Here is a 26,242-nt window from a genome sequence, read left to right on the forward strand (position 1 = left end):
TTCGGGTTATGAGCCCGACGAGCTACCAGGCTGCTCCACCCCGCGTCCGTGGATGCGCACTATACTCGGATAGGTTTGTGATGCAACCCCTTTTTCACATAAATCATGATTTTGTATGCAAATTGAACGACATGGCTCTGTTTGGACTATTTTTTGCGCAAAATTTGCCAAAGGGCATGCGATCGCATTTCATTAGCCCTGGCGGTTTGTTATCTTCATCACGCGGAAATGGGCAACTTAAAGACGAGATATAATGAAAGGACGTTGGGCGAAGTATCTGATGGCGGGCGCAATGGTAGCGATTCTTGCGGCCTGTTCTTCCAAACCGACCGATCGCGGTCAACAGTATAAAGACGGGAAGTTATCCCAGCCTTTCTCTTTAGTTAATCAGCCTGATGCCGTCGGCGCACCGATTAATGCCGGTGATTTCTCCGAGCAGGTCTACCAGATCCGCAACGCGTCGCCGCGTCTGTATGGTACCCAGAGTAGCGTGTATAACGCGGTCCAGGACTGGCTGAAAGCAGGCGGCGATACGCGCAACATGCGTCAGTTTGGTATCGACGCCTGGCAGATGGAAGGGGCCGATAACTACGGCAACGTCCAGTTTACCGGCTACTACACCCCGGTTATCCAGGCACGGCACTCGCGTCAGGGCGAGTTCCAGTACCCTATCTACCGTATGCCGCCAAAACGCGGTCGTCTGCCGTCTCGCGCTGAGATCTACGCCGGTGCGCTAAGCGAAAACTACGTTCTGGCCTACAGCAACTCCCTGATGGATAACTTCATCATGGACGTTCAGGGCAGCGGCTACATTGATTTTGGCGACGGGTCGCCGCTTAACTTCTTCAGCTATTCCGGTAAAAACGGCCACGCCTATCGCAGTATCGGTAAGGTGCTGATCGACCGCGGCGAAGTGAAGAAAGAAGATATGTCGATGCAGGCGATCCGCGAGTGGGGCGAGAAACACAGCGAAGCCGAGGTGCGCGAGCTGCTGGAGCAGAACCCGTCGTTCGTCTTCTTCAAACCGCAAAACTTCGCGCCGGTGAAAGGGGCCAGCGCGGTTCCGCTGATTGGCCGCGCGTCGGTAGCATCGGATCGTTCGATTATTCCTGCAGGCACCACGCTGCTGGCTGAAGTCCCTCTGCTGGACAATAACGGCAAGTTCAACGGTCAGTATGAGCTGCGTCTGATGGTGGCGCTGGACGTCGGCGGGGCAATTAAAGGCCAGCACTTCGACATCTATCAGGGTATTGGCCCTGACGCAGGCCATCGCGCGGGCTGGTATAACCACTACGGACGCGTGTGGGTACTGAAGGCGGCGCCGGGTGCTGGAAACGTATTCAGCGGCTGATTGTGATATTCTGAGCACAATACGGATTACTGTTCAGGGTGAGGAAAACCTCACCCTTTTTACATCTGAGGTCTTATGTCTGTGGTAATCAGCGACGCCTGGCGCCAGCGTTTTGGCGGGACGGCACGTTTATATGGTGAAAAAGCCCTGCAGCTGTTTGCGGATGCGCACGTCTGCGTCGTGGGCATTGGTGGTGTGGGGTCGTGGGCGGCAGAAGCGCTGGCGAGAACCGGTATTGGCGCAATCACGCTGATTGACATGGATGACGTTTGCGTCACCAACACTAACCGTCAAATCCATGCGCTGCGTGATAGCGTCGGCCTGGCAAAATCCGAGGTGATGGCGGAGCGTATTCGTCTCATCAACCCGGAGTGCCGCGTGACGGTGATCGACGACTTTGTGACGGCAGATAACGTCGCGGAGTACATGAGCAAAGGCTACAGCTATGTGATTGACGCCATCGACAGCGTGCGGCCAAAAGCGGCGCTGATCGCATACTGCCGTCGCTACAAGGTGCCGCTGGTCACGACGGGCGGTGCGGGCGGACAAATCGATCCGACGCAGATCCAGGTGGCCGATCTGGCGAAAACGATCCAGGATCCGCTGGCGGCCAAGTTGCGTGAGCGCCTGAAGAGCGATTTTAACGTGGTGAAGAACAGCAAAGGCAAGCTCGGCGTCGACTGCGTGTTCTCGACCGAAGCGCTGGTCTACCCGCAGGCGGATGGTTCAGTCTGCGCGATGAAAAGCACGGCGGAAGGGCCAAAACGAATGGACTGCGCCTCAGGTTTTGGTGCGGCCACCATGGTGACCGCCTCCTTCGGCTTTGTGGCGGTGTCTCACGCCCTCAAGAAAATGATGGCGAAGGCGGAACGTCAGGCCTGAGCCTGACGCGCGGCATCCAGTACCGCGTCGCTGAGCGCGATCAACCCCTGACCGCGCGAGGCGCTGAGCTGCGCGCGCAGCCCAAGCTCATCAAATAACGCCAGCGGCGAATGTGCCAGCAATTCCGCCGCGCTTTTCCCTTCCACAGCGGTCAGCAATACGGCCAGCAGGCCCCGGACGATGCGGCCTTCGCTGTCGCCGAAGAAGTGCAGCGTCTCGCCGGAGACGCTCACGCCCAGCCAGACGCGGTTTTCACAGCCTGCGATCTCTTTCGCCTGCGCTTTAAGATCGTCTGAAAGGGCAGGGAGCTGTTTACCCAGCAGGATCAGCTGTCGATATTTATCTTCCCACTGCTGGAGCGGGGCGAAGGTCTGTTTTAAGGTCTCTTCTGTGATGACGGTGCCAAACGGATGTCCGGCTAAAGCAGCGCTAGTCATTAATCCACCAGTATTTCAAGGGCGCGGTCAACGGCGGCAACCAGCGCGTCGACATCGCTTTGGGTATTATACGGCGCAAACGAGGCGCGCAGCGTACCGTTAACGCCAAGCGCCGCCAGCAGCGGCTGGGCGCAGTGCTGTCCGGCACGCAGGGCAATGCCGTACCCGGCCAGCAGCGTCACCATGTCGCTGTGATGTACGCCCGCAAAATCAAAGGCGAGCAGGCTTGAATCCTGAACGCGGAACGAGCGGAAGCCCGGGCGCTTTTTGAGTTCTTCCTCTGCCAGCGTCGCCAGCCCCCGGCTCCAGCTTTCAGCCTGAACGATGTCTGTTTCTGCCAGCCACTCCAGCGCCGCGCTTAAGCCAATCACACCCGCCACGTTCGGCGTACCGGCCTCCAGGCGATAGGGAACATCCTGAGTTTTGAAGCCATCGAACGACACTTCGGTGATCATTTTGCCGCCACCCAGCCACGGCGTCATTTTTGCCAGCAGTTCAGGCTTGCCGTACAACGCCCCAATACCGGTTGGCCCGTAGAGCTTATGCCCTGAGAAGGCATAGAAATCGATATCAAGCGCCTGCACATCAGCGGGGAAGTGCACCACGCCCTGAGCGCCGTCGACCATCACCACCATCCCGCTTGCATGGGCAATGCGAATAGCCTGAGCCAGGTCCGGGCAACCTCCCGTGACGTTCGACATCTGTCCGAGCGCCAGAATGCGGCTGCGAGGGGTAATCAGTTCGGGGAGACGGGCCACGTCGGGCAGAAGGTCTGCACCCAGTGGAAGCTTCACCACGCGTGCACCCGTTTGCTCGGCCACCATCAGCCACGGCACAAGGTTGGCGTGATGTTCCGCCTCGCTGACGACGATCTCATCGCCCGGCTGAAGCGGCGGGCGCGCGTAGCACTGGGCCACCATATTGATGGCTTCGGTGGTGCCGCGCGTCCAGACGATGTTTTTCCCGCTTTCGGCATTGATCAGGCGCGCGACCTGATCGCGTGCGGCTTCGTAGCGCGCGGTTAATCGCTGGGCTTCGGCAAACTGGCTGCGATGCACGTTCCCGGCGCTCAGGCTGTAGAACTGCTGCGTGGCCTCAATCACCGCCTGTGGCTTAAGGGCGGTGGCGGCGCTATCCAGGTAAATACCTGCATCGGCCAGGGCCGGAAACTGTGCGCGGAACTGCGCAGGACTGAAAGCGTTCATGGGATTCCTCATTTCAATATAGCGATCGTCGCGCAATTTCAGCGGCAGGGCAAGGAGGTTGATATCTATCAGAATTGTCTGCTTATCCTTACGACCTCAAAAAAGCAGGTTATGCTAAATAGTGTTAGGCGGATGTTTTAGCCTGTTATAAATCGAGGTTTGAATAGCATTAATTGCTAAAGGAGAATAATCATGAATAAGACAGCTGCAATCATTTCTGCCTGTGCGTTTACTTTTGCCCTGAGCGCCTGTTCTGGTAACAACTACGTGATGCACACCAACGATGGTCGTTCTATCGTTTCGGAAGGGAAACCGACTACCGATAATGATACCGGGATGATTTCGTACAAAGATGCTAACGGGAACAAGCAGCAGATCAACCGCACGGACGTGAAAGAGATGAAAGAGATCGAGCATTAACAGATCGCAGGCGAAAAAAAAGCACCGCAAATTGGCGGTGCTACATTAATCACTATGGACAGACAGGGTAAATGTACAGGAAGTGAAAAATTGGTAGCGTTGCTACCGTGATCTGAATCGCAGACCAATTGCAAACACAACAACACAACATCACAACCGTAAGCCAAAAGCCCTTCAGAACACGCATTCCGAAAAAAGCTCTTCGTTCCGGCTCAGGAAGTGCCGCCACTATAGGTATTTGCTGGTAGTTCCTCAACGGACAAATTATAATGGCTCAGATAAAAAAAACTAATAGGTTAAACGTTGTTTCCTGTTTGTTAAAATCCGTTAACATCTAAGCCAGATAACCATGTCAAAGCGATTGCCACCCCTTAATGCATTACGTGTTTTTGATGCAGCAGCACGTCACCTGAGCTTCACCCGCGCGGCAGATGAGCTTTTTGTGACACAGGCCGCAGTAAGTCACCAAATCAAGTCTCTGGAGGATTTTCTGGGCCTTAAGCTGTTTCGTCGACGCAACCGTTCGTTGCTGTTGACCGAAGAGGGGCAGAGCTATTTTCAGGATATTAAAGAGATTTTTTCCCAGCTTACGGAAGCCACTCGTAAGCTGCAGGCTCGGAGTGCAAAAGGTGCTCTGACCGTCAGTTTATTGCCCAGTTTTGCCATTCATTGGCTGGTGCCAAGACTCTCAAGCTTTAACTCAGCTTATCCGGGGATCGACGTTCGAATCCAGGCGGTAGATCGTCAGGAGGACAAGCTGGCCGATGACGTAGATGTCGCCATTTTTTATGGTCGCGGTAACTGGCCGGGCTTGCGCGTTGAAAAATTATACGCAGAATATCTCCTGCCGGTCTGTTCTCCTCTGCTGTTAACAGGTGAGAAGGCGCTGAAGTCACCCGCTGATCTGGCTCAGCATACGCTTTTGCATGATGCCTCTCGCCGCGACTGGCAAACTTATACCCGTCAATTAGGTCTTACACATATTAACGTGCAGCAGGGACCCATTTTTAGCCACAGTGCGATGGTGTTACAGGCTGCCATTCACGGGCAGGGCGTGGCGTTGGCAAACAACGTCATGGCGCAGTCCGAAATTGAGGCAGGCCGCCTGGTTTGCCCTTTTAATGATGTACTGGTCAGCAAGAATGCGTTTTATCTGGTTTGTCATGACAGTCAGGCAGAACTGGGTAAAATAGCCGCCTTCCGGCAGTGGATACTGGCGAAAGCGGCAACCGAGCAAGAAAAATTCCGCTTCAGGTATGAGCAATAACGTTTGTGTGCCGGGCACGCATCAACTCAGGACTTAAACATGACCAGCCGATTCATGCTGATTTTTGCCGCGGTGAGTGGCTTTATTTTTGTTGCACTGGGCGCCTTTGGCGCACATGTATTAAGCAAGTCTTTGGGCGCAGTAGAGATGGGCTGGATCCAGACCGGCCTTGAATATCAGGCGTTCCACACGCTGGCTATTTTTGGGCTGGCGGTGGCGATGCAGCGTCGTATCAGTATCTGGTTTTACTGGAGCAGCGTGTTTATGGCGCTGGGTACCGTGTTGTTCAGCGGTAGCCTGTACTGCCTTGCGCTCTCACATTTGCGCCTGTGGGCGTTTGTTACACCTGTCGGCGGCTTCAGCTTCCTGGCGGGTTGGGTATTAATGTTTATCGGAGCTATCCGTCTGAAACGCAAGGGCGTTGTTCATGAATAAGGTTGTTTTATATTGTCGCCCGGGGTTTGAGAAAGAGTGCGCCGCGGAAATTACCGATAAAGCGGCGAAGCGCGAAGTCTTCGGCTTTGCCCGCGTAAAAGAAAACGCGGGCTATGTGGTATTCGAGTGCTATCAGCCTGAAGACGCGGACAAGCTGGCGCGCGAGCTGCCGTTCAGCTCGCTGATCTTTGCTCGCCAGATGTTTGTCGCGGGTGAGCTGCTGAAGGATCTTCCGCCGGAAGACCGCATCACGCCTATTGTCGGCATGCTGCAGGGCGTGGTGGAGAAGGGCGGCGATCTGCGCGTTGAAGTGGCGGATACCAACGAAAGTAAAGAGCTGATGAAGTTCTGCCGTAAGTTCACCGTGCCGCTGCGTGCGGCGCTGCGTGATGCGGGCGTGCTGACGAACTACGAAACGCCGAAGCGTCCGGTGGTGCATATCTTCTTTATCGCACCGGGCTGCTGTTATACAGGCTATTCGTACACCACCAACAACTCTCCCTTCTTTATGGGTATTCCGCGTTTGCGCTTCCCGTCCGATGCGCCAAGCCGTTCCACGCTTAAGCTGGAAGAGGCGTTCCACGTTTTTATCCCGGCAGATGAGTGGGATGAGCGTCTGGCAAACGGCATGTACGCCGTCGACCTTGGCGCGTGCCCGGGCGGCTGGACCTATCAGCTGGTGAAACGCAATATGTGGGTATCGTCCGTTGATAACGGCCCAATGGCGCAAAGCCTGATGGACACCGGGCAGGTTACCTGGCTGCGTGAAGACGGATTCCGATATCGCCCGAACCGTAACAACATCTCGTGGATGGTGTGCGATATGGTTGAGAAGCCGGCAAAAGTCGCCGCGCTGATGGCCTCCTGGCTGGTCAACGGCTGGTGTCGTGAGACCATTTTCAACCTCAAGCTGCCGATGAAAAAGCGCTATGAGGAAGTGTCGCAGAACCTCGCCTACATTCAGGAGCAGATGGATGAACACGGAATTAACGTGGAGATCCAGGCGCGTCAGCTGTATCACGACCGTGAAGAGGTGACGGTGCATATTCGTCGCTGGTGGGCTGCGGTCGGCGGACGTCGCGACGAGCGATAGTCCGCTGATTGCCCCTCACCCCGGCCCTCTCCCAAAGGGGCGAGGAGGAAAAGACCGCACCAATTCCCTCTCCCCCATGGGGAGAGGGTTAGGGTGAGGGGATATTAACGTTCTAACCGCAGCTGCTGTAAATTCCCGTCCAGCTGTAAATCCGTCTGTAGCGTTGCGATTTCCCGGCAGATAAACGCCATCTCTTTATGCGCCTCCAGCTTCTTGCGCCACTTTTCCGGTACCTCATCCAGACGGGCGTAAATCCCTTCCAGACTCTGAAAATCGGTCAGCAGCTGCGCGGCGCTCTTCGGCCCAATACCGGCGACACCCGGAACCTTAGAGCTGCTGATGCCTGCCAGCCCCCAGTAATCCGGCAGTTGCTCAGGCGAGACGCCGAACTCGCTGGCAATAAACGGCGCGTCCAGCCAGCGTTTTTGAAAATAGTCGCGAATGCGGATAGTCGGGGAGAGCAGCTGGCAGTAGCCTTTGTCAGTTGAAACGATAGTGGCCTGATGTCCGGCGCTTGCCACCTTTACGGCCAGGGTGGCCGCGAGATCGTCTGCTTCATTTCCCTGTGCACCCCAGCAGGGAACGCCCCGCTGTTCAAATGCAGCGCGCAGCATGGGCAATTCAGCGTGAAGATCGTCCGGCATCGGGGCGCGTCCGGCTTTGTAGTCGGGCAGACGCTGGTGTCGCCAGCCCGTGTTGCGGGCTTCGTCATCAAATACCGCGACCGCATGGGTGGGCTCACTGTGGCGGATAAGCTGTTCCAGCGCGTGCAGACAGGTGTCTTTACAAGGCGTCCCCTGTACCGCATGGATACGGCGGATCAGGTTAAGAGCATCGACGATAAGTAAATGAACGGCCACAGATAATCTCCCTTCTATCTCATGCGTGAAGGGTAACACTGTCAGCAGCGTGAAACTATGAATGGTGGGGAAAACAGGAAGAAGCCTCGCAAAACGAGGCTTCCTGAGGGGCTTAATCGCAGGTCACGATCTTCATCGCCAGGCCGCCGCGAGAGGTTTCGCGGTATTTGGCGTTCATATCTTTACCTGTTTCGTACATGGTTTCGATAACCTTATCGAGACAGACGCGCGGCTCGCTGGTGCGGCGCAGCGCCATACGTGCCGCGTTCACCGCCTTCACTGAGGCAATCGCGTTACGTTCGATGCACGGCACCTGTACCTGTCCGGCAACCGGGTCACAGGTCAGTCCCAGGTTATGTTCCATGCCGATTTCCGCAGCAATGCACACCTGTGTCGGGCTTGCACCTAGCAGTTCGGCCAGACCCGCCGCCGCCATGGAGCACGCCACGCCGACTTCACCCTGACAGCCCACTTCCGCACCGGAAATAGACGCGTTCATCTTATACAGCGAACCAATCGCACTGGCGACCAGCAGGTAGCGCGCCAGCGAGTTCGCGTTCACTTCTCGGATAAACTTGTCGTAGTACGCCAGCACCGCCGGAACGATACCGCAGGCGCCGTTAGTCGGCGCGGTGACCACGCGGCCCCCTGCGGCGTTCTCTTCGTTTACCGCCAGGGCGAACATGTTGATCCAGTCTACAACGGCCATCGGGTCCGTCGTCGTTTTGTCGGTGCTCACCAGCATACGGCGCAGCGCAGCAGCGCGACGCGGCACGCGAAGCTTGCCCGGCAGAACGCCTTCGGTGGTGATCCCGCGCTCAATACCGCCGCGCATCACTTCCCAGACGTTAGTGAAGTGCTGTTCGAGCTCTTCTTTACTGTGAAGTGCCAGCTCGTTTTTCATTATCAGGCCGGAGAGGGAAAGGCCCGTCTCCTGGCAGTGACGCTGAAGGTCCGCCGCCGTTTTGTACGGATACGGCACTTCGACAGAAGAGGTATTGGTTTGACCAAAGTGGTCTTCGTCGACGATAAAGCCGCCGCCGATAGAGTAATACGTCTGGCTGTATACCGCTTTGTCGCCGGCCAGCGCGGTAATGCGCATGCCGTTTTCGTGCAGCGACAGGTTGTCCGCATGGAAATTCATGCAGTGGTCAACCGGGAATTCAACCTCATGCTCACCGTTCGCCAGCAGCAGGCGACCGTGGGTGTTCACATCCTGGATGAAGCCAGGGATCGCATCAATATCAACGGTATCCGGCAGGTTTCCCGCCAGGCCCATGATAATGGCGATATCGGTATGGTGGCCTTTCCCGGTCAGGGAAAGCGAGCCGTATACATCGACAACCACGCGGGTAATGTCATGCAAGATGCCGCGTGCAATCAAGTCATCCGTGAACTGCTTACCGGCTTTCATTGGTCCGACGGTGTGAGAGCTGGAAGGACCAATACCGATTTTGAAGATATCGAATACGCTAATCATGATGCGTCCATTGCTTTCAGTCAGAGAGGGAGGAGTGCGCCGTCCGAAGACGGCGCGGGTGATAATCAGAACATGGTATACAGGGAGTAGAAGATCGCAGAGATTGCGATAAGACCCATGATAACCACAAAGACGTTGCTCACATGACCGCTGTACTTGCGCATAGCAGGGACTTTCTGAATCGCGTACATCGGCATCAGGAACAGAATCATTGCGATGACCGGGCCGCCCAGGGTTTCAATCATGCCCAGGATGCTTGGGTTCAGGGTCGCTACCGCCCAGGTGGTGAGCAGCATGAACAGTGCAGTGATTTTGTTCAGCTTGTTGATTTCAATGCTCTTGCCTTTACCGCGCAGAGATTTAATCACCATACCGTTGAAGCCTTCACGCGCGCCGAGGTAGTGGCCCAGGAAGGATTTGGTGATGGCGATAATCGCGATGATTGGTGCCATCCACGCAATGACCGGTGCGTTAAAGTGGTTCGCCAGGTAAGACAGAATAGAGATGTTCTGCTCTTTCGCTGCCGCCAGATCCGCCGGGGAGAGGCTCAGTACGCAGCTGAAGACGAAGAACATAACGGTCAGTACCATCATGATGTGAGCGCGCGCCAGGATGCTGGAGCACTTCTTCTCTGCGCCATTACCGTACTCTTCACGTTTCGCCACGGCGAAAGAGGAGATGATTGGGGAGTGGTTGAAGGAGAACACCATCACCGGAATCGCCAGCCAGAGGGTCATCAGCAGGCCGTTACCGGTTGCCGATGCGCTGCTCAGGGACAGGGTTTCCAGCGCTGCGCCGTTCCACTGTGGGATCAGGTAGCAGGCCAGCAGCATCAGTGCGGCCACAAACGGGAACACCAGTACGCTCATCGCTTTCACAATCATCTGCTCACCGAAGCGCACGATGGTCATCATGCCGACAATCAGGATCAGAGACAGGATGGCACGCGGTGGCGGCGTCATGTGCAGCTGGTGCAGCATGAAGCTTTCAACGGTGTTGGTGATCGCCACGCTGTAAACCAACAGGATAGGGTAAATCGCGAAGAAGTAGAGCAGGGTAATCAGTTTACCTGCGCCCACGCCGAAATGCTCTTCAACCACTTCAGTGATGTCTTCACCCGGGTTTTTACCGGACAGCACGAAGCGGGTCAGACCGCGGTGTGCAAAGAAGGTCATCGGGAAAGCAATGATAGCCATAATGATCAGCGGGATCAGACCGCCGACGCCTGCGTTGATAGGAAGGAACAGTACACCAGCGCCGATTGCCGTGCCGTAAAGGCCAAGCATCCACATGGTATCCGTTTTGCGCCAACCACTTCGGGATTCAATCGAAGCAACGGTGCTGGTTTGAGTGGTTTCCATCTGTATCTCCTGGAGGAAGCGAATTGTCAGGTTTTTAGTCAAATCCGATGAAAAAGTGCCTGACGGTAATATGAAATTCGTTCAGTGACGGTTTTTTAATAATTTTTGCCCGTAACTATTGGCGGGCGGAAAGATACATTCTAGTTATGAATCTATCAGTGATCCTGATCCCAAATGCAATAATCCACTTATGATGTGGGCATCTTTAGACCATTTATCTGTTAAAAAAACGCCAAAGAGAATTTACGGGCGCGAAGGCTACCACCAACGACATGTGAGCTGAAAGACTGGCCCGTGATATAGGTGTCTTTAGCTGTAAAGAAATGGGTTTTTAGTATTTTCTGGCAGGTAATTTGGATTAAGGCTGATAATTTACGGTTGAAAAAACCAGGTAATCGTTTGCGTTTGCGCATAGTTTGTAAAAGACATAAGTGATGCGTATGAATTACCTCGGTAATAAAAAAGCCGGGACGCGCAACAGGGCGACCCGGCTTTAATCAGATGCTGTTGAGCGTTATGTGCAGATTTCGTAGCAAGGAATATAGGCTGAGCCCGGCAGCTTCATGCGGTGCTGGGCGACAAAGCCCTGCAGCATGTCGTCCATGCGGCGCATCATCTCCGGATCGCCGTGGATCTTGTATGGACCGTACTGTTCAATGGCGCGGATGCCCATCTCTTTCACGTTGCCCGCCACAATCCCGGAGAAGGCACGACGCAGATCGGCAGCCAGGACTTCCACCGGCTGGTCCGGATAGAGTTTCAGGTTCGCCATATTTTCGTGCGTTGGCTCGAACGGGATCTGCAGGTCCGGCGCGATACGGATTGACCAGTTAAAGCTGTACGCATCGCCGGTATCGCGACGGTTTTCTTTTACCAGCGGCATCGCTTTTTTCATCTGGCGCGCCACTTCTGCGGCATCGTCAATGATGATGCGATAGTGACGACGCGCGGCTTCGCCCAGCGTGTGCACGATAAACTCGTCCAGCACGCGGAAGTAGTCGGCGCTCTCTTTTGGCCCGGTCAGGATCAGCGGCAGAACCTGATCTTTGTTGGCCGGGTTCATCAGAATACCCAGCAGGTAGAGCAGCTCTTCCGCTGTCCCTACGCCGCCCGGGAAGATGATAATGCCGTGGGCGATACGGACAAACGCTTCAAGACGTTTCTCGATATCCGGCATGATAATCAGCTCGTTAACCAGCGGGTTAGGCGGCTCAGCGGCAATGATTGACGGCTCGGTCATGCCAATAAACCGTCCCTCTTTGTAACGCTGCTGCGCGTGACCTACTGCGGCACCTTTCATTGGCGCTTCCATCGCACCCGGACCGCAGCCGGTACAGATATTCAGCTCGCGCAGGCCGAGCTGGGTGCCCACCCGACGCGCATAAAGGTATTCAGTTTCGTTAATGGAGTGGCCGCCCCAGCAGACGACCATGTTCGGCGCTTCGCCAACGTGCAGGGCCCGGGCGTTACGCAAAATGGAGAACACCAGGTTGGTGATATGGACCGAGCTTTCCAGGTCGAGATGCTGGAAACGGCCTGCGTTGTGGATCTGCCCGTTAACAAACAGAATGTCACGCAGCACGGCAAACAGGTTAGCCTGAAGTGAACGAATGATGCGCCCGTCGACAAAGGCCTCTTCCGGCGGGTTGATGACTTCAAGCTTCACGCCACGCTCGCGGCGCAGCACGTTGATATCAAAGCTTTCGAAGCGGGACAGCAGTTCTTTACTGTTATCTGTCAGGCTTCCGGAGTTCAGTACGGCAAGTGAACAGTTACGAAACAGTTGATAAAGATCGCTGCTGGCCGTGCGCTTAAGCATGTCCACTTCCAGCTGCGACAACATATCCATTGAGCCAAGCGGGCTAATATGTGTAATCAAGTGAGCTCCTTACGGGACGATTATCGTCTTTCCCTGTTGATTACAATAGCCCTGGCGCGTGACGTTTCACAACCTAAAGCGCGGAAGATACCGCGCATATTGTGAAAATATTTATATTACTGACGCACCAGCCGTCCCGTTGCCGGCACAAAATCGGTGTTGGTGCGCCACGGGTTGATGTCCAGACCGCCCCGGCGGGTATAGCGCGCATAAACGCTCAGTTTTTCTGGCTGGCAGAAACGCTGAATATCGCTAAAGATGCGCTCCACGCACTGCTCGTGGAATTCGTTGTGATGGCGGAAAGACACCAGGTAGCGCAGCAGCTTTTCCCGGTCAATTTTCGGGCCGCGGTACTGGATCTGCACCGAGCCCCAGTCCGGCTGGTGGGTGATCAGGCAGTTAGATTTCAGCAGATGGCTGACCAGCGTCTCTTCAACCACTTTGCCGCTCGCCGCGTTTTCGAGGTAATCGGCGCTGAATTCATAATTCTCCACCTCGATATCCTGATCGTCGATGCAGGTCCCGTTGAAGCGGGCGACTGGCTGCCCTTCCAGCTCGTGCAGGCGATACAGTGAAACGCTCACCTTTCCCTGCGCGCAGGCGCTTAAATCACGTTCCAGGGTGTGCTGAACGTCGTCCCAGCTGTTGAATTTAGTCTGGTTAAAGCTGTTGAGATAGAGCTTAAAGCTTTTGGATTCCACGAGATTAACGCTGGCGTAATCCAGCTCAACGTGGCCCACTGCCACCTGCGGCAGACCGCGCGCGTTAAGCCACGAGAGTTCGTACAGCGTCCAGATGTCACCGCCGACAAACGGCAAGGCATCCGCATGCAGGCCCAGAGGATCGCGGTTCAGGCTGCGCGGCACGCCCTGCAGCAGGCTTGCATCGTAGGTATCGCGGTAATCGGTCGATTTACCCAGCGTTAAGCCGGTTAACGCCTGATGATTTTCGTAAGACATGTTTCATAGCCACTTTACAGGTACACTTATGGCCTGAGTTTATCCTGTCTGACAAGAAGAGAGAAATCGGTGGACATCGAAACTGCAAATGCCCTCACTACCTTCACGGCCCGCTACTGCGATGCATGGCATGAAAAGCACGGAACATGGCCACAAAGCACTGATTTGTATGGCGTACCCTCGCCGTGCATTATCTCTTCAGTCGACGATTACGTTATCTGGCAGCCAAAACCTTTCGACGGCGAGCAAAATGTAAATGCGGTTGAGCGTGCAATGGACATTGTGGTACAACCAGCGGTTCACGCGTTTTATACCACGCAGTTCGCAGGGGATATGCCCGCGCGCTTTGCTGATATCACGCTGACGCTGTTGCAGACCTGGAGCGAAGACGATCTGCAGCGTGTTCAGGAAAACCTGATTGGTCATCTGGTCACGCAAAAACGCCTTAAGCTTTCTCCGACGCTCTTTATTGCCACGCTGGACAGCGAACTGGATGTGTTATCCGTCTGTAACCTGTCAGGTGAAGTGGTTAAAGAGACTATCGGCACCCGCAATCGCGAGACTCTCGCCCCCTCTCTTGCGGATTTCCTCACCCGACTTGAGCCCCTTCTGTAATCCATGCTGCTACAGCGCGTGTGAGAGATCTCTTACAAGGTTTGTGAGAGATCGCTGGAACATTCAGTATTACCTTATTAAATTCAGATTAATAACACTCTATTTTTCAATAGATTAGTTGTTCATCCTATTATTTTTAGGGAGCCTGTGCGTCTTACAACTCCGGCTGAGTGGGTTGTAAGACGAAGCGGAATAGCGGATTCTATCTCCGTCGACAGGACGCCGACACGAGAAACGAACATCAGGATGATGGCGTTTCTCACACAGGACTCGTCAGGATGGCGCTGCAGGAAGGCTTCAGGATGAAGCGAAGTGGATAACGCAGGATGCGTAAGGGACACCTCCAGGAAGGAGAATGAGAGCCGGTCAGGATGGTCGGTGGGTCAGGAAGGCCAGGATGTTTCAGGATGAGACAAACGCGTCAGGAAGATGTGTGCAGGATGCATCGGCTTACGGATGACCAGGCCTTCGGGCTTCAGGAAAAGTTGTCACGGATGAGCAGGGAGCACGAATTGTAGCTGGAATGCTGCGAAACGAACCGGGAGCACTGTTTTTACAGTGCTCCCTTTTTTTATTTCTGCCTTCCGCAATGCTATGCTGCGCGCCGTTCACTTTTTCAGTTGAGGTTACTATGACGCAACACGATAGCGTTCGTGCTCAGTTGCACGCCATCGAAGCCCTTTTGCGCCAACATCAGCTGTGGCAGGAGACCGCGCCGCAGCCAGAAGCGTTCGCGAGCACTCAGCCCTTCTGCCTGGATACGCTGGCCCCGTTTGAATGGCTGCAGTGGGTGTTAATTCCGCGCATGCACGCCCTGCTTGAGGGCGGTCACCCGCTGCCGCAGGCGTTTGCTGTCTCTCCCTACTATGAAATGGCGCTCGAGGCGACGCACCCTGCGCGCGACGTGATGCTGGTCGAACTGGAAAAACTGGATGCCCTGTTTGCCGGTGAAGATGCATGACGCTTGAGATCCTCTATCAGGACGAGTGGCTGGTAGCGGTGAATAAACCGTCAGGCTGGCTGGTACACCGCAGCTGGCTCGATCGCGATGAGAAAGTGGTGGTGATGCAGACCGTTCGCGACCAGATTGGTCAGCATGTTTTTACCGCCCATCGTCTCGACAGGCCGACCTCCGGCGTGCTGCTGATGGGGCTTTCCAGCGAGGCGGGGCGTTTGCTGTCACAGCAGTTTGAACAGCATCAGATGCAAAAGCGCTACCACGCGATCGTGCGCGGCTGGCTGACGGAAGCCGCCACGCTGGACTATCCGCTGGTAGAGGAGCTGGACAAAATCGCCGATAAATTTGCCCGCGATGACAAAGGTCCGCAGCCCGCGGTGACGGATTATCGCGGCATGGCGACGACCGAAATGCCGGTTGCAACCAGCAAATTTCCGACCACACGCTACAGCCTGGTTGAGCTTCTGCCTAAAACCGGGCGTAAGCACCAGCTGCGGCGCCATCTTGCGCACCTGCGCCATCCGATTATTGGCGACAGCAAACACGGTGATTTGCGCCAGAACCGCAGTGCGGCCGAACACTTTGGCTGCCATCGTCTGATGCTTCACGCCAGCGAGCTGAGCCTGACGCACCCGTTTACCGGCGAGCCGCTGACTATCCGTGCTGGGCTGGACGACGTCTGGATGCAGGCGCTGTCACAGTTTGGCTGGCTGGGCCAACTCCCCGAAAATGAAAGGGTTGAGTTTGTATCGGGCAACGTTCAGGATGAACGGTAAGCGCATTCATTATGGGAAAACATCATGGCTGAAGTAGGCATTTTTGTCGGGACAATGTACGGCAACTCGCTGCTGGTAGCGGAAGAGGCTGAGGCAATACTCGCCAGCCAGGGCCATAAAGCCACGGTCTATGAAGATCCGGAACTGGCAGACTGGGAAAAGTATACAGATAAATACATTCTGGTGGTGACCTCCACCACCGGGCAGGGCGATCTGCCGGACAGCATCGTGCCGCTGTTTCAGGGCATTAAAGACCAGCTTGGCTATCAGCCGGACGTGCACTACGGCATCATTGCTCTGGGCGACAGTTCTTACGCTAACTTCTGCGGCGGCGGCAAGCAGTTCGATGCGCTCCTGCAGGAACAGAGCGCCCAGCGCGTCGGCGAGATGCTGCTGATTGATGCCGGGGAGCATCCTGAACCCGAAAGCGAATCGAACCCGTGGGTCGAGCACTGGGCAACTCTCCTTAAATAGTTGTGTAGGCCGGGTCAGGCGTAGCCGCCGCCCGGCGATACATCCCGCTCCAAACGCCAATTCCGTGAACCACCTTCCATTCCCCTGGGCTTATGCCATAAACAACCTCTCATACATCCTTTAATACTGTGTTTCTGCACGGTGAGGTGATGAGGCACTCCTTCATATACTTTTCCGGTCACTATAAAACGGCGTCAGGCCGTACCAAAACGACAAAACACCAATCTCATTCTGATTACCCTACCGGTGCTGTACAGAATGAACCAGGCGAAAGCTATGTTTCAGGAGTGCAACAATGAGTACATTAAGCCACGCAGCGAGCAGCGCTGAAAAGCGCACCAACGCCCGCTACTGGATAGTGGTGATGCTGTTTATCGTCACATCCTTTAACTATGGTGACCGCGCCACGCTGTCGATTGCCGGTTCGGAAATGGCAAAAGACATCGGCCTTGATCCGGTGGGCATGGGTTACGTTTTCTCCGCATTCTCATGGGCCTACGTCATCGGGCAAATTCCTGGCGGCTGGCTGCTGGACCGTTTTGGATCTAAACGCGTCTATTTCTGGTCCATCTTTATCTGGTCGATGTTTACCCTGTTACAGGGGTTCGTCGATATCTTCAGCGGCTTCGGCATTATCGTGGCGCTCTTCACGCTGCGCTTCCTGGTAGGCTTAGCGGAAGCACCTTCCTTCCCGGGGAACAGCCGCATTGTCGCTGCCTGGTTCCCGGCGCAGGAGAGGGGAACGGCGGTGGCGATTTTCAACTCCGCACAGTACTTCGCAACGGTGATCTTCGCGCCAATCATGGGCTGGCTGACGCATGAGGTGGGCTGGTCGCACGTCTTCTTCTTCATGGGCGGACTTGGGATCGTCATCAGCTTCGTCTGGCTGAAAGTGATCCACGAACCCAACCAGCACCCTGGCGTGAACAAAAAAGAGCTGGAGTACATCGCGGAAGGTGGCGCGCTGATCAATATGGATCAGAAATCCGCAAAAGCAAAAGTCCCGTTCAGCCAGAAATGGGCGCAGATCAAGCAGCTCGTCGGCTCGCGCATGATGATCGGCATCTATCTGGGCCAGTACTGTATTAACGCCTTAACCTACTTCTTCATCACCTGGTTCCCGGTGTACCTGGTGCAGGCTCGCGGCATGTCGATTCTGAAAGCGGGATTTGTCGCGTCGGTTCCGGCAATCTGCGGCTTCGTCGGTGGCGTGCTCGGCGGAGTGATTTCCGACTGGCTGATGCGCCGGACCGGCTCGCTGAACATCGCGCGTAAAACCCCGATTGTGCTCGGCATGCTGCTCTCCATGACCATGGTGTTCTGTAACTACGTCAACGCCGAATGGATGATTATCGGCTTTATGGCGATGGCCTTCTTCGGCAAAGGCATTGGCGCGCTGGGCTGGGCGGTGATGGCGGATACGGCACCGAAAGAGATCAGCGGCCTGAGCGGCGGTCTGTTCAACATGTTCGGCAACATCTCCGGGATTGTTACGCCTATCGCTATCGGCTACATCGTCGGCACCACCGGCTCTTTCAACGGTGCGCTGATCTACGTGGGTGTGCATGCGCTGGTGGCGGTGCTGAGTTACCTGGTGCTGGTTGGGGATATCAAACGCGTCGAACTTAAACCTGTTGCGGAGCGTGGATGATGACAACGCAATCGAGCCCAACCGTTACGGAGATGAAGGTCATTCCGGTAGCCGGGCAGGACAGCATGCTGCTCAACATTGGCGGTGCGCATAGCGCCTGGTTTACCCGTAATATCGTCGTGCTGAAAGACAGCTCAGGGAATACCGGCGTGGGCGAAGCCCCGGGCGGAGAGGTGATTTACCAGACGCTGGTCGATGCCATTCCGCTGGTCCTGGGTCAGGAGGTCGCCCGCCTGAACAAGGTCGTTCAGCGGGTCCATAAGGGCAATCAGTCGGCGGACTTTGATACGTTCGGTAAAGGTGCCTGGACGTTTGAACTGCGCGTCAACGCGGTCGCCGCGCTGGAGGCCGCCCTGCTCGACTTGCTGGGTAAGGCGCTCAATGTTCCGGTTTGCGAGCTGCTGGGGCTAGGCAAACAGCGCGATGCGGTAACGGTGCTGGGCTATCTGTTCTACGTTGGCGATCGCAATAAGACCGATCTCCCTTATCTGGCTCGATCCACGGGCGATCACGACTGGTATCGCCTGCGCCACCAGGAAGCGCTCTCCAGCGACGCGGTGGTGCGGCTGGCCGAGGCGGTGCAGGATCGCTACGGCTTCAAGGATTTCAAGCTGAAGGGCGGCGTGCTGCCCGGCGAGCAGGAGATTGAAACGGTCCGGGCGCTGAAAAAACGCTTTGCGGATGCGCGGATCACCGTCGATCCCAACGGCGCATGGCTGCTGGATGAAGCCATTAGCCTGTGCAAAGGGCTGGGGGATGTCCTGACCTATGCAGAAGATCCCTGCGGTGCGGAGCAGGGCTTCTCGGGCCGTGAAGTCATGGCCGAGTTTCGTCGCGCCACCGGGCTGCCTGTCGCGACCAATATGGTCGCCACCAACTGGCGTGAAATGGGTCATGCGGTGATGCTGAACGCCGTCGACATACCGCTGGCGGACCCTCACTTCTGGACGCTTTCAGGTGCAGTGCGCGTGGCGCAGCTCTGCGATGACTGGGGGCTGACCTGGGGCTGTCACTCGAACAACCACTTTGATATTTCGCTGGCGATGTTTACCCACGTTGGCGCGGCGGCGCCGGGTAACCCGACCGCCATCGACACCCACTGGATTTGGCAGGAAGGGGAAGCCCGCCTGACGAAAAATCCGCTGGAAATCATCAACGGCAAGATCGCCGTACCGGATGCGCCGGGGTTGGGCGTGGAGATTGACTGGGATCAGATCCATAAAGCCCATGAGGCGTATAAAAAGCTACCGGGCGGCGCGCGTAACGACGCGGGCCCGATGCAGTACCTGATCCCCGGCTGGACATTTGACCGTAAGCGCCCTGTTTTTGGACGTCACTGATAAAAGGATTACACGATGAGTACTTTTTCTACCCCTGTCGTCACCGCCATGCAGATCGTTCCGGTTGCGGGCCATGACAGCATGCTGATGAACCTGAGCGGCGCGCATGCGCCATTCTTCACCCGCAATATTGTCATTATCAAAGACAATTCCGGCCATACGGGCGTGGGCGAAATTCCGGGCGGGGAGAAGATCCGCCAGACGCTGGAAGATGCCATTCCGCTGGTGGTGGGCAAAACGCTGGGCGAGTACAAAAATGTCCTCAACACCGTGCGCAATACCTTTGCCGATCGCGATGCCGGAGGGCGTGGCCTGCAGACCTTCGATCTGCGCACCACCATTCACGTGGTGACCGGGATTGAATCCGCGATGCTGGATCTGCTGGGTCAGCATCTGGGCGTTAACGTTGCCTCGCTGTTGGGCGAGGGGCAGCAGCGCAGCGAAGTGGAAATGCTGGGCTATCTTTTCTTTGTCGGCGACCGCAGGCTGACGCCATTGCCTTATCAGAGCCAGCCGGATGAACAATGCGACTGGTATCGACTTCGCCACGACGAGGCGATGACCCCGGATGCGGTGGTGCGCCTGGCGGAAGCCGCGTACGAAAAATATGGCTTTAATGATTTCAAACTGAAGGGCGGCGTGCTGGCCGGTGAGGAAGAGGCGGAAGCCGTCACCGCGCTGGCAAAACGTTTCCCGCAGGCGCGCGTGACGCTGGATCCGAACGGTGCGTGGTCGCTTGATGAAGCGATCAAAATTGGTAAGCAGCTGAAAGGCGTGCTGGCGTATGCGGAAGATCCGTGTGGGGCTGAACAGGGCTTCTCTGGCCGTGAAGTCATGGCGGAATTCCGTCGCGCCACGGGGCTGCCGACCGCGACCAATATGATTGCCACCGACTGGCGTCAGATGGGACACACCCTGTCATTGCACTCCGTCGATATTCCGCTGGCAGACCCGCACTTCTGGACGATGCAGGGGTCGGTGCGCGTGGCGCAAATGTGCCACGAGTTTGGCCTGACCTGGGGCTCGCACTCTAATAACCACTTCGACGTGTCGCTGGCGATGTTCACGCACGTTGCCGCCGCCGCGCCGGGCACGATTACCGCTATCGACACGCACTGGATCTGGCAGGAAGGTAATCAGCGTCTGACTAAGCGGCCGTTTGAGATCATAGGTGGCATGGTGCAGGTGCCTTCCACGCCGGGGCTAGGGGTTGAGCTGGATATGGACCAGGTTATGAAAGCCCATGAGCTGTATCAAAAACACGGTCTGGGCGCGCGCGACGATGCGATGGCGATGCAGTATCTGATCCCCGACTGGACATTCGACAATAAACGCCCGTGCATGGTACGATAAACGCATTGGGACCGCTCCCACGAACGGTCTTTTACGTGGTGTATGCTTAACGTAACGACTATGCGTAAGGATGGCTTATGAAAATTGTTATCGCACCGGACTCGTATAAGGAAAGTTTGAGTGCGCTTGAGGTTGCGACAGCGATAGAACGTGGTTTTCGCGAGATCTTTCCCGAGGCGGTTTACGTCAAACTGCCGGTCGCGGACGGTGGCGAAGGAACGGTTGAGGCGATGATCGCGGCAACGCAGGGACGCATTGTACATGTTCCGGTGACCGACCCGCTGGGTGAGCGCGTGGAAGGATTTTATGGCTTATCCGGTGACGAGCAGAGTGCCTTTATTGAAATGGCGGCGGCTAGCGGCCTGGAGCTGGTCGTCCCTTCGCAGCGTAATCCCCTGAAAACCACCTCGTGGGGCACGGGCGAACTTATTCGTCACGCGCTGGACGCAGGCGTTAAGCATATCATCATCGGCATTGGCGGCAGCGCCACCAATGACGGCGGAGCAGGGATGGTGCAGGCGTTGGGGGCAAAGCTGCTGGACGACAGCGGGCAGCCCCTTGGGCAGGGCGGGGGCGAGCTGGGAAAACTCGCGCGTATCGACCTGAGCGGGCTGGACAGACGTCTGGCGGAGTGCCGGATAGAGGTCGCCTGTGATGTGACGAATCCGCTCACCGGTGAGGACGGCGCGTCAGCCGTATTTGGCCCGCAAAAGGGGGCGACTCCCGAGATGATCGTCACACTGGACAACGCGCTGGCGCAGTATGCGAGAGTCATTGCCCGGGATCTGGATATCGACGTGCTAAACATTGCTGGCGGCGGCGCGGCGGGTGGCATGGGGGCCGCGCTGTACGCTTTTTGCGGCGCGCAGCTTCGCCAGGGTATTGAGATCGTGACCGATGCGCTACACCTGGCCGACCAGGTGGCCGATGCGGATCTGGTGATCACGGGAGAAGGCCGCATCGACAGCCAGACGATCCACGGCAAAGTTCCGGTGGGCGTGGCGAAAGTGGCGAAACGCTTTAACAAACCCGTCATCGGCATTGCAGGCAGCCTGACGGCGGACGTTGGCGTGGTACACGATCACGGCATTGATGCGGTGTTTAGCGTGATTTACACCATCTGCTCGCTGGAGGATGCGCTGGAAAATGCCAGCGAGAACGTCAGGATGGCCGCCAGGAATATCGCGGCGGTGCTGAAAGTGGGGCAGGGAATGTAGTTCTCCCTCTCCCTGTGGGAGAGGATCGGGGTGAGGGCATCAGGCCGCACCCGCAATTGCAGGCCCGGTAAGCGTAGCGCCACCGGGCTTTTATCTCAGCTTCCCAGCAACTTCGTCGCTTCGCGCGTTACGTTATCCATTTCATCCAGCAGCTCCAGGAACTCCGGTTCAAGCTCCGATTCCGGCGTGCCGGCACGCAGCTGCTGCTCCAGCAGCTGGCAAAGGTTTTTCAGCCGCGGTACGCCGCTGTACCCGCAGCTGCCGTGCAGCTTGTGGATCGCTTCCAGCAGCGCTTCCGGATTTTCACCCACCAGCTGCTCTTCCACCTTATTGCGAATTTCCGGCAGAAATGCGACCAGCATTTGCAGCATTTCGCGGGCTAAATCGGGTTTACCCGCCGCCTGGCGCAGGGCAAGCTGCCAGTCAAAGGTCGCGTTCTGGTTAACGCTGATTTCAATCGGCTCGCTGGAAACCGTGTACGTCCCGCCAATGTGACCCGGCTTATAGCGTAACAGCAGATTATGAAGTTTCTCTTCATCGATGGGCTTCGCCAGATAGTCATTCATTCCGGCGCTCAGCAGCTTCTCTTTCTGGCCGGCCATCGCGTGCGCGGTGACCGCAATGACCGGGGTTTGCTGCTGGTGCGGCAGCTGGTGGATCAGCTCGCAGGCCCGAATGCCATCCATGCCCGGCATCTGAATATCCATCAGGATTAAATCGAACTGCATCTGCTTCGCCTGTTCAACCGCCTGCGCGCCGCTGGTGCACAGCTCAACGTGCTGAACCTGGTCCTCAAGCAATGCGCCAATCAGCTTCAGGTTGGCTTGATTATCATCCACTGCCATCACGCTCATGGGCAATTTTTGCTCATCGTTAATCAGCGGGAGAGCATGCTGGCTAAGACGGCAATACTCCGTGAGCGCGGGCAGGAGGCGGGTCGCGGTGAGCGGCTTCAGCAGACACGCGGCGGCTCCGTCGTTTTTCAACTCCTCTGCATTAATCTGGGCGTGGCAGGGCAGCGCCAGCAGCAGATAGTCGGTCATTGAGGCGGCTTTCGCCAGCCGCTCCTGCTGCATGGTCAGCTCGCCGGTGAAGGTAACCGGGATCCCCATCAGCAGAATATCGTAGTGCTCAACGGCAAGCGCTGAGAAGGTTGGGCTGTAGACCACCTCCAGCGGCGTGGTGCTTAAAATATCGAGCGCGCACTGCGCGGCCGCCGCGTTAGGTTCGACGTAGGCCAGACGCTTGCCTTTCAGGCAGTCCGTCACCGGGCCATCGGTCAGGACATTCGGATTGAGGTCCAGATTAATGTGGAACCAGAAGGTTGAACCACGGTTCGGCTGGCTGTGGAAAGAGATATCGCCGCCCATCTCGTTCACCAGACGCTGGGTGATCACCAGCCCCAGGCCGGTACCGCCATGACGGCGGGAGATACTGGCGTCCGCCTGACGGAACGCCTGGAACAGACGCGACTGATCCCGCTCAGGAATACCGATGCCGGTATCGCGGATCTGGACTTCAATCTGCACCTTATTGCTGCTGATGGAGCGTTTTTCTACCAGAATGTCGATGTTACCGCTTTCGGTGAATTTAATCGCATTCCCGACAAGGTTGGTAATGACCTGCTGCAGGCGCAGCGGATCGCCAATGACGTTATCCGGCACGTCGTTTTTAATATTAAGCGTCAGCTCAAGGCCTTTGTCGTGCGACGAGTGCGCGAGCAGCGTCACCACCTCATCGAGCGTACTGCGCAGCGGGAACGGAATACTCTCCAGGATCAGCTTGCCCGCTTCCAGCTTGGAGAAGTCGAGCACGTCGTTGATGATCGCCAGCAGGTTGTTGGCCGAACGTTCAATGGTGTGCAGGTGATCGCGCTGAGTCGGGTTAAGCTCGCTTTTCAGCGTCAGGCGGGTAAAGCCGATCACGCCATTGAGCGGCGTACGCAGCTCGTGCGACATATTGGCAAGGAATTCCGACTTAATACGTGCCGCTTCCTGGGCGCGCTTTTTCGCCAGATCCAGCTCAACGTTCTGGATCTCCATCTGCTCCAGCGTTTCGCGCAGGTCGGACGTGGCCTGGTCAACGTTGTGCTGCATCTCTTCGTGATACGCCGCCAGCGACATGGCCATCGAGTTGATGCCGTTCTTCAGCATGTCCAGCTCACCCAGCATAAACCCTTCCACCCGGCTGTCGAGCTGGCCGCGGCGGATGCGGTCAACCGTATTAACCATGTTGCGGATGGGGCCCGTCACGTCGCGCATCAGGCGCCAGCCGAAGATCAGCGCAATGCCAATGCAGAACAGCATCATCACGCCAGAGATAAAAATTTCTTTGTACTGCTGTAGCCGGACCGACTTGAGATCCAGCTCCAGCGCCACATATCCCAGCATATTGTTGCTGGATTTGGCATCGGATTGCGCAGACTCATCGGGGGAATAGCTTTCCGATACGATCGGCGTGCGCAGGATCATGATATCGCCGCGCCGCAGTACGGTGAGATGGCGCGGGAATGGCGTACCGTCCGGGATCTTCAGAGCCGCAGGATCGAGATGAAAATTCGAGGTGACAAACAGGCGGTTATGTTCGTCGTAAACGGAAATGGCTCGTACGATGTCCGAGTGGCGGCGGTGGAGCACGCTGATTAACTGACCAATGGATTCGCGGTTTTGCAGGTTCATGCCGTACTCGCTGGACACGGCAAGCGGTTCGATAATGCTGGCACCTGCATCCTCCAGCTGCCGCTGCAAATCGTTATAGCGGTGCACCACAAAGAAGATACTCAGCAGCAAACCGATGAGAACGGTGGGGGCGAGGATCAAAATCATCATGCGCGCGCGCAGGCTGTAGTTGGTCATGGCGTTCCGTTATGGGACAATTAAGATAATTATGTTTATATGAGAAAAATCTCGGCGATGGCGCAATTCTACTCTGCAAAGCGACGCGTGACGACGCGTCAAATCATTACTGTTGAAGCCACGGACCTCGATCCGTTTGGTCAGGGAGTGGCACGTCACAATGGTAAGGCTCTGTTTATAACAGGTTTACTGCCAACAGAACGAGCAGAAATTACGCTGACGGAAGATAAACGCCAGTTCGCGCGCGGACAGGTTAAGCGTCGCCTCAACGATAGCCCGGAGCGCGTGAAGCCCCGCTGCCCACATTTTGGCGTTTGCGGGGGCTGCCAGCAACAGCATGCGAGCACAGAATTACAGCAAAAAAGCAAAAGCCGCGCGCTGGCGCGTCAGCTTAAACATGACGTTAACGAAATTCTCGCCGATGTGCCCTGGGGCTATCGTCGACGCGCGCGCCTGAGCCTCAGCTATCAGCCAAAAACGGCTCGGCTGGAGATGGGGTTTCGCAAGGCCGGTTCCAGCGACATTGTCGATGTGCAGCAGTGCCCCATTTTGGTGCCCCATCTTGAGGCGTTGCTTCCGGAAGTGCGCACCTGTCTTTCCGGGCTGGACGGCGTTAGCCATCTCGGGCATGTCGAACTGGTCATGGCAAACAATGGACCGCTGATGGTCCTGCGCCATACCGCGCCGTTGTCGAAAAAAGATCGCGAAAAACTGGAACGCTTTTCGCATTCCCACGACCTGGCGCTTTTCCTTGCACCACAAAGCGAGATACTTGAGCAGGTTACCGGTGAGGCGCCCTGGTATGCGTCAAACGGGCTACGCTTAACGTTCAGCCCGCGGGATTTCATTCAGGTGAATGATGGCGTTAACCAACTGATGGTTGAGAAAGCGCTGGCGTGGCTGGACGTTCAGAAAAGCGATCGGGTGCTCGACCTGTTCTGCGGAATGGGCAACTTCACGCTGCCGCTGGCGCGAGAAGCGGCCAGCGTCGTCGGCGTGGAAGGCGTTGAGGCGCTGGTGGCGAAAGGGCAGGAGAACGCGCTGCAGAACGGCTTGCAAAATGTGACATTCTTTCATCAAAATCTTGAGGAAGATGTCACCCAACAGCCGTGGGCAAAGCAGGGCTTTGATAAAATTTTGCTCGACCCGGCGCGTGCCGGTGCCCCGGGTGTGATGGCACATATTATTAAACTCGCGCCGAAGCGTGTGGTCTATGTTTCCTGTAACCCGGCAACGCTTGCCCGGGACAGCGAGGCATTAATCAGCGCGGGTTACCAGATTCAGCGTCTGGCAATGCTGGACATGTTCCCGCACACTGGACATCTGGAATCGATGGTGTTGTTCGAGCACATCTAATTTGTTTGGCTTGTCGAC

Annotated in this window: 23 protein-coding genes; 15 read left to right on the plus strand and 8 right to left on the minus strand. The window is 56.3% G+C overall.

Features of this window, described 5'->3' with window-relative positions:
* Positions 1–253 precede the first annotated feature (253 nt).
* A complete protein-coding gene (gene mltA, locus ADJ24_RS15090) occupies positions 254–1,351 on the plus strand; it encodes a murein transglycosylase A (protein ID WP_023309035.1) in 1,098 nt (365 codons plus the stop codon).
* 75 nt (positions 1,352–1,426) lie between these two features.
* Complete coding sequence (gene tcdA / locus ADJ24_RS15095; RefSeq protein WP_008499651.1) at positions 1,427–2,233, plus strand: tRNA cyclic N6-threonylcarbamoyladenosine(37) synthase TcdA; 807 nt, start codon at positions 1,427–1,429, stop codon at positions 2,231–2,233.
* Here tcdA and csdE read toward each other — a convergent pair.
* Both csdE and csdA read right to left on the minus strand, forming a co-directional pair.
* The gene (gene csdE, locus ADJ24_RS15100) at positions 2,224–2,670 is read right to left on the minus strand and encodes a cysteine desulfurase sulfur acceptor subunit CsdE (protein ID WP_023309034.1); all 447 of its coding nucleotides are present in this window, start codon (positions 2,668–2,670) and stop codon (positions 2,224–2,226) included. The genes tcdA and csdE overlap by 10 nt on opposite strands.
* The gene (gene csdA, locus ADJ24_RS15105; RefSeq protein WP_023309033.1) at positions 2,670–3,875 is read right to left on the minus strand and encodes a cysteine desulfurase CsdA; all 1,206 of its coding nucleotides are present in this window, start codon (positions 3,873–3,875) and stop codon (positions 2,670–2,672) included. Before csdA ends, csdE begins: the two co-directional genes overlap by 1 nt.
* A gap of 192 nt (positions 3,876–4,067) precedes the next feature.
* Between csdA and ADJ24_RS15110 the strand changes: the two genes are divergently transcribed.
* The 4 genes from ADJ24_RS15110 to rlmM all read left to right on the plus strand — a co-directional run bounded on the left by ADJ24_RS15110 (position 4,068) and on the right by rlmM (position 7,090).
* On the plus strand, positions 4,068–4,295 hold the full coding sequence (locus ADJ24_RS15110) for a YgdI/YgdR family lipoprotein (protein WP_008499648.1): 228 nt from the start codon (positions 4,068–4,070) through the stop codon (positions 4,293–4,295).
* Between the two features lie 349 nt (positions 4,296–4,644).
* Positions 4,645–5,562 carry a glycine cleavage system transcriptional regulator GcvA gene (gcvA, locus tag ADJ24_RS15115; protein WP_023309032.1) on the plus strand — a complete coding sequence of 306 codons (918 nt, stop codon included), beginning with the start codon at positions 4,645–4,647 and terminating at the stop codon, positions 5,560–5,562.
* Positions 5,563–5,601: 39 nt separating this feature from the next.
* The gene (locus ADJ24_RS15120; protein WP_023309031.1) at positions 5,602–5,997 is read left to right on the plus strand and encodes a DUF423 domain-containing protein; all 396 of its coding nucleotides are present in this window, start codon (positions 5,602–5,604) and stop codon (positions 5,995–5,997) included.
* Positions 5,990–7,090 carry a 23S rRNA (cytidine(2498)-2'-O)-methyltransferase RlmM gene (gene rlmM, locus ADJ24_RS15125; RefSeq protein ID WP_023309030.1) on the plus strand — a complete coding sequence of 367 codons (1,101 nt, stop codon included), beginning with the start codon at positions 5,990–5,992 and terminating at the stop codon, positions 7,088–7,090. The genes ADJ24_RS15120 and rlmM overlap by 8 nt, the downstream gene beginning before the upstream one ends.
* A 104-nt stretch (positions 7,091–7,194) precedes the next feature.
* Here rlmM and xni read toward each other — a convergent pair whose 3' ends face one another.
* The 5 genes from xni to queF all read right to left on the minus strand — a co-directional run bounded on the left by xni (position 7,195) and on the right by queF (position 13,629).
* Positions 7,195–7,950, minus strand: coding sequence for a flap endonuclease Xni (gene xni, locus ADJ24_RS15130; RefSeq protein WP_021241892.1), 756 nt, complete (start codon positions 7,948–7,950; stop codon positions 7,195–7,197).
* A gap of 112 nt (positions 7,951–8,062) precedes the next feature.
* Entirely contained in the window at positions 8,063–9,430 is a 1,368-nt protein-coding gene (locus ADJ24_RS15135; protein WP_048702864.1) for an L-serine ammonia-lyase, read from the minus strand.
* 65 nt (positions 9,431–9,495) lie between these two features.
* The gene (locus tag ADJ24_RS15140) at positions 9,496–10,791 is read right to left on the minus strand and encodes an HAAAP family serine/threonine permease (RefSeq protein WP_023309028.1); all 1,296 of its coding nucleotides are present in this window, start codon (positions 10,789–10,791) and stop codon (positions 9,496–9,498) included.
* 514 nt (positions 10,792–11,305) lie between these two features.
* Positions 11,306–12,670, minus strand: a complete 1,365-nt coding sequence (ppnN, locus tag ADJ24_RS15145; RefSeq protein ID WP_023309027.1) for a nucleotide 5'-monophosphate nucleosidase PpnN — start codon at positions 12,668–12,670, stop codon at positions 11,306–11,308.
* A gap of 116 nt (positions 12,671–12,786) precedes the next feature.
* Positions 12,787–13,629 carry an NADPH-dependent 7-cyano-7-deazaguanine reductase QueF gene (queF, locus tag ADJ24_RS15150; RefSeq protein ID WP_023309026.1) on the minus strand — a complete coding sequence of 281 codons (843 nt, stop codon included), beginning with the start codon at positions 13,627–13,629 and terminating at the stop codon, positions 12,787–12,789.
* A gap of 69 nt (positions 13,630–13,698) precedes the next feature.
* On the opposite strand from queF, the gene syd reads away from it, so the two are divergent.
* From syd to ADJ24_RS15190, 8 genes are all read left to right on the plus strand, one after another.
* Positions 13,699–14,244 carry a SecY-interacting protein gene (gene syd, locus ADJ24_RS15155; protein ID WP_023309025.1) on the plus strand — a complete coding sequence of 182 codons (546 nt, stop codon included), beginning with the start codon at positions 13,699–13,701 and terminating at the stop codon, positions 14,242–14,244.
* Positions 14,245–14,875: 631 nt separating this feature from the next.
* Positions 14,876–15,205, plus strand: coding sequence for a YqcC family protein (locus tag ADJ24_RS15160; RefSeq protein WP_023309024.1), 330 nt, complete (start codon positions 14,876–14,878; stop codon positions 15,203–15,205).
* Positions 15,202–15,978: a tRNA pseudouridine(65) synthase TruC gene (gene truC, locus ADJ24_RS15165; RefSeq protein WP_023309023.1), complete on the plus strand. Its 777-nt coding sequence runs from the start codon at positions 15,202–15,204 to the stop codon at positions 15,976–15,978. The genes ADJ24_RS15160 and truC overlap by 4 nt, the downstream gene beginning before the upstream one ends.
* Positions 15,979–16,002: 24 nt before the next feature.
* The gene (locus tag ADJ24_RS15170; protein ID WP_023309022.1) at positions 16,003–16,452 is read left to right on the plus strand and encodes a flavodoxin; all 450 of its coding nucleotides are present in this window, start codon (positions 16,003–16,005) and stop codon (positions 16,450–16,452) included.
* A 295-nt stretch (positions 16,453–16,747) separates the two neighbouring features.
* The gene (gene gudP, locus ADJ24_RS15175) at positions 16,748–18,103 is read left to right on the plus strand and encodes a galactarate/glucarate/glycerate transporter GudP (RefSeq protein ID WP_023309021.1); all 1,356 of its coding nucleotides are present in this window, start codon (positions 16,748–16,750) and stop codon (positions 18,101–18,103) included.
* Positions 18,103–19,443, plus strand: a complete 1,341-nt coding sequence (locus tag ADJ24_RS15180) for an enolase C-terminal domain-like protein (RefSeq protein WP_023309020.1) — start codon at positions 18,103–18,105, stop codon at positions 19,441–19,443. Before gudP ends, ADJ24_RS15180 begins: the two co-directional genes overlap by 1 nt.
* Before the next feature lie 15 nt (positions 19,444–19,458).
* On the plus strand, positions 19,459–20,796 hold the full coding sequence (gene gudD, locus ADJ24_RS15185; protein WP_023309019.1) for a glucarate dehydratase: 1,338 nt from the start codon (positions 19,459–19,461) through the stop codon (positions 20,794–20,796).
* A 77-nt stretch (positions 20,797–20,873) separates the two neighbouring features.
* Positions 20,874–22,013 (plus strand): glycerate kinase, encoded by a 1,140-nt coding sequence (locus tag ADJ24_RS15190; RefSeq protein WP_048702868.1) that lies wholly within the window; start codon positions 20,874–20,876, stop codon positions 22,011–22,013.
* Between the two features lie 95 nt (positions 22,014–22,108).
* On the opposite strand, the gene barA is transcribed toward ADJ24_RS15190, so the two are convergent.
* Complete coding sequence (gene barA / locus ADJ24_RS15195; protein ID WP_023309017.1) at positions 22,109–24,868, minus strand: two-component sensor histidine kinase BarA; 2,760 nt, start codon at positions 24,866–24,868, stop codon at positions 22,109–22,111.
* 57 nt (positions 24,869–24,925) lie between these two features.
* Here barA and rlmD point away from each other — a divergent pair, with 57 nt between their 5' ends.
* On the plus strand, positions 24,926–26,224 hold the full coding sequence (gene rlmD / locus ADJ24_RS15200) for a 23S rRNA (uracil(1939)-C(5))-methyltransferase RlmD (RefSeq protein ID WP_023309016.1): 1,299 nt from the start codon (positions 24,926–24,928) through the stop codon (positions 26,222–26,224).
* Positions 26,225–26,242 lie beyond the last annotated feature (18 nt).

The sequence above is a fragment of the Enterobacter sp. 940_PEND genome (assembly GCF_001059415.1).
Lineage (GTDB): Bacteria > Pseudomonadota > Gammaproteobacteria > Enterobacterales > Enterobacteriaceae > Enterobacter > Enterobacter cloacae_M.